A 5,243-nucleotide genomic window follows, 5' to 3' on the forward strand; every position below is an offset into this window, starting at 1 on the left:
ACTGAATCCTGCGCCTCTCTGTCAAATTTTATGTCCTTTGCCATTTTCTCTACTTCCTCCTGTTATTTTTATGAATCAAGTATTGCTAGAATGGCGGCTTCTTCGAGGATAAGACAATCTTCCCCGTTCACTTTAACCTGTGTACCACCATAATTTACAAACACAACTCTATCGCCTTTCTTTGCGATTAATGGCATTACAGAGCCATCCATTTGAAGTCGACCATTGCCCACTGCAAGAACTTCTGCTTCCTGAGCCTGTCCCGCTTCTGCACTTTCTGCGGTCTCCGGTATGATAATTCCACCTTCAGTGGTTTCCGGTTCATTGATCGGCTTAAGTAAAACCTTGTCGCTAAGCGGTTTTATAGCCATTTTTGGTAATCCTCCTGAACAAAATTTTTAAGTTATTTGTTGACCCATTTAGTAAAAACTTAGATATAAAGTATGCACGAAATTAAAAGTGTCAAGGGTAATATAGAAAAAACATTTTAATATCGAGCAAAATCGATTCAGATACGAGAGTAAGATAGATATTGTTTGATCATAATATGCTATATTTATAAGTGGTAGGTATTTTCCTAAAGTATTGTTCTTCAAGGACAGCAGACCTTATTGTAAGTCCAATTTGGAGGGTGGGATGCACATAATTTCCATAGCACTATTACTTTTTCTATCACTTTATTTTAATGCAAATGTCTTTGCTCAAACCCCGGTTGACTGTGCTGATATAATCGACAACCTTAGGGAATTTGGATCTGATGTGCAGACTACAGGCAGTGTTCCTGGAACTGGTGACACGATGAACTATCTCGTGGTCGGCAATCCCAATGCAAGTGAGGCTATTGTATATATTCCGGGCACTAACTCAATTATCCCTGATTGGCCAGTGCAGCTTTTTACTAATTTGACTTCAAGCCCTAATTTAAAACATAAGTTTCCTAATGCGCAAAACAGCCTGTGTTCAGAATACATATTAATCTTTATAGACTTTCCCGGAGTTGCAGGAAGCACTCTTACAACTACTCTAAGCTTTGATTCAGTGTCTCAAGATATTTCGCATGCGATAGAATCGGCTATTTCAGATTTTGGACTTACAATAAATAAGGTGCACGTGTATGGCTGGTCATTAGGTAGTCTTACAGCACTTAGGTTTGCAGAGGATAATCCGGGGAATCTGCCCTTGGGAACGCTTTTTTTATCCGGCACAAAGCCAGGCGGAACAGCTGACGGTAATATCTCCGGCTGTGTCGGAGAGGCTTGGGACTTACTTGAAACCGATAAGAGAATAAACCTTGAGAGAAATATAGTCCGTCTAATGTTTCCCTACGAAAACCAACTGCCCTATAATGGGCAAAGTGATAAGTGCTCAAGGATTGACAAAATCACTGATAATCCCAATGTAGAGCTAAGCCCATGCAATACTCAAAATGGTTGCAGTACAACTCCTTGCAGCTCAGAGGAAATGTGTGGCCGCACATTAGAGAGCTTTATAATAAACAGGGCCACAGGAAGTAAATGGGAAGGCGGGGTTCCAGCAAGTGTCTATAACCAGCAAAGAGCGCTTGATAAGTCTTATGATGCATGCAGCTGTTTTCCTGATGACGACAATTGCTTTTGTTCTAACAATACAATGAACTTTACCCCAGATGACGGGTCCACATGCAACTGTGATAAATTTGCACCTAATCATGCAAGGTGTTTTCCTCTTACAGATCCAACTTCTTCAATATTGGGCTGCTCAGAGTTATCCAGCTCAGAAGGAATCGTAGTATTCAATGCTAAAGAGGATATTTTCATCCAGTGGCTTTATGGATTTTATTTAGCTGCAGGTTATAACAATGAAGCGAGCGGTTTTGCTAAATTTATTAACTATGACATAGACCAGGGACTTCAGGCTGGCCACGGATTGCCGCTGCAAGCACCATCTTGGATGCAAGATAAAATTTATGATCATCTCAAGGGTAGCTCTGAGTGTGACGTCTTTGATGTGCTGTTTGAGGGATCTCAAGACGGGGTTCCAACTGTTGAATTAAAAAGGTCAGTGCCGACTATAAGCCAGATAGGGCTGATTTCCTTGGCATGTATCTTAGGATTTTTAGCTGTATTTACTATTCACAGAAGATCTGGAACAAGAGAGAATTAGATACTGACTTCAAAAGCGTTTTTTAAAATTTCTGTCTCCCCTGAATTCAGATCAACGGAAACAATATCAAAACGCATGTCCTTGGATTTAATTTTCATCTCCTCTATATAGACAAAAGCCGCGGCAAGTAGTTTTTTCTGTTTGGCATAAGTGACTGCTTCAATTGCTGATCCATAATCAGTTCGGCTTCTTGCTTTGACCTCAACAAAGCAAAGAACCTTATTTTTGTCCTCTGCTATTATGTCTATCTCCCCTTGGCGGACTCGGTAGTTTTTTTCAAGAATTTTGTATTTATCTTTTTTAAGGCACTTACATGCTAAGTCCTCTCCTCTTCTTCCTGCTGCTTTTGTGTTAGTTGTCATGGGGACATCTAAAGAGAAACTGTTTCACTCCTCCTCTAGTTTCTTTTTTAACTCGGCCAGTTTTGTAAGCGCATCAAGCGGGGTCATGGAATTTGTATCAATCTCAAGGAGCTCTTCCACAATCGGGTGAGTAATTTCTTCTTCTGTAGGATTATCATTAAACAGAGAGCTTTGCCCCCCGAGTATGGAATCTCTTAGTTGTGACTGCGACTTTTCTAAATTTAACAGAACTTTTCGGGCCGATTTGATAACCCCTTCAGGAACACCAGCTAATTTAGCTACCTGAATACCGTAGCTGTGAGAGGTAGCTCCGGGAACTAGTTTTCTAAGGAACACTATTTTGTCCCCGCTCTCTTTTACATAAATATTGTAGTTTCTAGTTCTTTTCTTAGATATGGCAAGCTCTGCAAGCTCATGGTAGTGAGTTGCAAAAAGTGTTTTTGCCCCCTTGTCATGAAGAAACTCGGCCACAGCCCAGGCAATGCTCATTCCATCAAATGTGCTAGTGCCCCTGCCAATCTCATCTAGAATAACCAAGCTCTTATCGGTTGCATGGCGGAGAATATATGCAGTCTCAACCATCTCTACCATAAATGTAGACTGCCCCTTTGCTAGATTGTCTGAGGCGCCTACTCTGGTGAAGATCCTATCGCATATTCCAACCTCAGCGCTGCTTGCAGGAACAAAGCTGCCCATCTGCGCCATCAACACACTAAGTGCGACTTGTCTTATAAGTGTCGACTTTCCGGCCATGTTTGGGCCTGTGATTATAAGCACCTGGTTTTCTTTGTTATCAAGCTTTATATCATTTGGAACAAAGCCCTCTCCAAGCTCCATTCTTTCAATCACAGGGTGGCGGTTGTTTTTTAGCGCAAGGTTTTTAGACTTTGTAATCTCAGGCCGTACATAATCATATTTTTCCGCCGCCTCACAAAGAGATGATAGAACGTCAATTCTTGCAATGAGACTAGCTGTTTTTCTAACCCTATCTGAATGAAGCGCCACTTTGACTCTAACTTGCTCAAAGAGCTCTTTTTCTATATCTAGTATTTTGTCCTCGGCACCCAATAGCTTCTCTTCATAATCCTTAAGCTCCTGCGTGATGTATCTCTCTGCATTTACGAGTGTCTGTTTTCGTATATAGTGCTCAGGAACTGAGTCTAAGTGAGTTTTGGTAACCTCAATATAGTAACCAAACACTTTGTTATATCCGATCTTAAGAGAAGTAATGCCGGTTGCCTCTTTTTCTCTTCCCTCAAGCTCTGCAATCCATTTTTTACCGTCCCGCCTTATGGACCTGAGCTCATCGAGCTCTGCGTTGACACCTTCTTTGATTATCCCGCCTTCCCTGGATGAAACAGGCGGCTCTTCCACTATCGCATCATCGAGCATCTCTCTAATGTCATCTAAATCATCAATATCTTTTGAAACCTGCTTAAGCGCTTTTGAATCTGAGTTATCAAGTTTCTCTTTAATATCTTTTATATGAGCGGATGAGTCTCTAAGAGAACCCAAGTCTCTGGGCCTTCCTTGGGTGGTTGATATTCTTCCAATCAGTCTTTCAATATCGCTTATTTCCTTGAGCACTGCCCTTATGTCAGTTTTTAACCTGGGGTCAGTTCTAAATTCACTAACGCTATCTAACCTTTCTTCTATATTCTTCTTATTTATAAGAGGGTTTGCTATCCAGAACTTAAGCATCCTGGCTCCCATAGCAGTCATGGTTTCATCGAGCACCCAAAACAGAGTTCCGTGTTCACTCTCACCCCTAATTGTGTTTAGGAGCTCTAAATTTGTTTTAGTTGAGTCATCAATTAATAAATAATCAGACTTCTCATAATATTGAGGCTCATCTAAGGGAGGCATCTCATCCATCTGAGTGTCTTTTAAATACTGGATCAAAGCTCCTGATGCAGTGATAGAATCAGGGTGCTCTTCAAGCCCAAAAGGTTCAAGGGTTTTTGCAGACAGATGCTCTAATAGTAGCTCTTTTGAACGGTCAAGGTCCCAGATCCATGGGTCAAGTTCTGTTACTAAAATATTGTGAGACCCTATCAATTCTGATCTTGAGATATTTCCTCTAGTTTCTTCATCCTGAAGTAATAGTTCTTTAGGCTCTATTTGTGAGAGCTCATCTACTAAGGCATCTAATGAACTAAAAGAAGTTGTTCTAAAAGTGCCGGTTGATATGTCTGTGTAGGAAAAACCGTAGGAATGGTTATTTACATAAACGCTTGCAAGATAGTTGTTTGACTTAGAGTCTAATTTTTCAGTGTCTATTATGGCACCAGGCGTGAGGACCCTTACGACCTTTCGTTTAACAACGCCTTTAGCGGTCTTTGGGTCTTCTACCTGCTCGCAAACGGCAACTTTGTGTCCTTCTTTAAGTAGCTTGGCCAGATAGGGCTCAGCACTGTGAAATGGCACTCCGCAAAGCGGCACCGGATTTTTGCCTGATTTGTTTCTGGACGTAAGAGCTATGCCAAGCACTTTTGATGCGACCTTGGCATCGTCGTAGAACATCTCATAGAAATCTCCAAGACGGAAAAAAAGGATAGAGTCCGGATACTCCTTTTTAATGGAAACATACTGCTTTAGCATCGGGGTCTGCTCTGACATTGCTAGATGATTATATCAATTAAGGGTTAAAGTCTCAATTTAGGAATAAAAAAAGGGGCTGACACTAGCGTGAAAGCCCCTAAAATTTTTTGTGAAAAGTTTTAGAGTTTAAGCAGTAGC

At 41.1% G+C, this 5,243-nt stretch carries 4 protein-coding genes; 1 reads left to right on the forward strand and 3 read right to left on the reverse strand.

Features of this window, described 5'->3' with window-relative positions:
• Positions 1–68 precede the first annotated feature (68 nt).
• Positions 69–371 carry a co-chaperone GroES gene (locus tag AAF462_09890; protein ID MEM7009431.1) on the reverse strand — a complete coding sequence of 101 codons (303 nt, stop codon included), beginning with the start codon at positions 369–371 and terminating at the stop codon, positions 69–71.
• 265 nt (positions 372–636) lie between these two features.
• Here AAF462_09890 and AAF462_09895 point away from each other — a divergent pair, with 265 nt between their 5' ends.
• Positions 637–2,142: a hypothetical protein gene (locus AAF462_09895; GenBank protein MEM7009432.1), complete on the forward strand. Its 1,506-nt coding sequence runs from the start codon at positions 637–639 to the stop codon at positions 2,140–2,142.
• On the opposite strand, the gene AAF462_09900 is transcribed toward AAF462_09895, so the two are convergent.
• Both AAF462_09900 and mutS read right to left on the reverse strand, forming a co-directional pair.
• Positions 2,139–2,504 (reverse strand): YraN family protein, encoded by a 366-nt coding sequence (locus AAF462_09900; GenBank protein MEM7009433.1) that lies wholly within the window; start codon positions 2,502–2,504, stop codon positions 2,139–2,141. The genes AAF462_09895 and AAF462_09900 overlap by 4 nt on opposite strands.
• 24 nt (positions 2,505–2,528) lie before the next feature.
• A complete protein-coding gene (mutS, locus tag AAF462_09905) occupies positions 2,529–5,123 on the reverse strand; it encodes a DNA mismatch repair protein MutS (protein MEM7009434.1) in 2,595 nt (864 codons plus the stop codon).
• Positions 5,124–5,243: the final 120 nt, after the last annotated feature.

The organism is Thermodesulfobacteriota bacterium (assembly GCA_039028315.1).
Taxonomy (GTDB): domain Bacteria; phylum Desulfobacterota_D; class UBA1144; order Nemesobacterales; family UBA2774; genus CR02bin9.

Excerpts from the sequence above, each read along its gene's own strand:
- AAF462_09890 (MEM7009431.1), bottom strand. The coding sequence starts at position 371 with ATGGCTATAAAACCGCTTAGCGACAAGGTTTTACTTAAGCCGATCAAT.
- AAF462_09895 (MEM7009432.1), top strand. The coding sequence starts at position 637 with ATGCACATAATTTCCATAGCACTATTACTTTTTCTATCACTTTATTTT.
- AAF462_09900 (MEM7009433.1), bottom strand. The coding sequence starts at position 2,504 with ATGACAACTAACACAAAAGCAGCAGGAAGAAGAGGAGAGGACTTAGCA.
- mutS (MEM7009434.1), bottom strand. The coding sequence starts at position 5,123 with ATGTCAGAGCAGACCCCGATGCTAAAGCAGTATGTTTCCATTAAAAAG.